At 52.2% G+C, this 896-nt stretch carries 1 rRNA gene; it reads left to right on the top strand.

What is annotated here, in order from left to right:
- A 23S ribosomal RNA gene (locus SJ312_RS23255) occupies window positions 1-896 on the top strand; the annotation flags it as partial.

Here is an 896-nt window from a genome sequence, read left to right as displayed (position 1 = left end):
ATAGGGGAGCCGTAGGGAAACCGAGTCTTAACTGGGCGAATAAGTTGCAGGGTATAGACCCGAAACCCGGTGATCTAGCCATGGGCAGGTTGAAGGTTGGGTAACACTAACTGGAGGACCGAACCGACTAATGTTGAAAAATTAGCGGATGACTTGTGGCTGGGGGTGAAAGGCCAATCAAACCGGGAGATAGCTGGTTCTCCCCGAAAGCTATTTAGGTAGCGCCTCGTGAACTCATCTTCGGGGGTAGAGCACTGTTTCGACTAGGGGGTCATCCCGACTTACCAACTCGATGCAAACTACGAATACCGAAGAATGTTATCACGGGAGACACACGGCGGGTGCTAACGTTCGTCGTGAAGAGGGAAACAACCCAGACCGCCAGCTAAGGTCCCAAAGTCATAGTTAAGTGGGAAACGAAGTGGGAAGGCTCAGACAGCCAGGATGTTGGCTTAGAAGCAGCCATCATTTAAAGAAAGCGTAATAGCTCACTGGTCGAGTCGGCCTGCGCGGAAGATGTAACGGGGCTAAACTATGCACCGAAGCTGCGGCAGCGATATGTAAATATTGTTGGGTAGGGGAGCGTTCTGTAAGCCTGTGAAGGTGTGCTGTGAGGCATGCTGGAGGTATCAGAAGTGCGAATGCTGACATAAGTAACGATAATGCGGGTGAAAAACCCGCACGCCGGAAGACCAAGGGTTCCTGTCCAACGTTAATCGGGGCAGGGTGAGTCGACCCCTAAGGCGAGGCAGAAATGCGTAGTCGATGGGAAACGGGTTAATATTCCCGTACTGGTGATAATTGCGATGGGGGGACGGAGAAGGCTAGGCTATCCGGGCGACGGTTGTCCCGGTTTAAGGATGTAGGCAGGTGAATTAGGCAAATCCGGTTCACTA

The sequence above is a fragment of the Providencia sp. CIM-Carb-044 genome, assembly GCF_033901115.1.
Classification (GTDB): domain Bacteria; phylum Pseudomonadota; class Gammaproteobacteria; order Enterobacterales; family Enterobacteriaceae; genus Providencia; species Providencia hangzhouensis.
The sequence above is the reverse complement of the archived record's forward strand: the minus strand, read 5'-3'. Positions and strand labels throughout refer to the sequence as shown.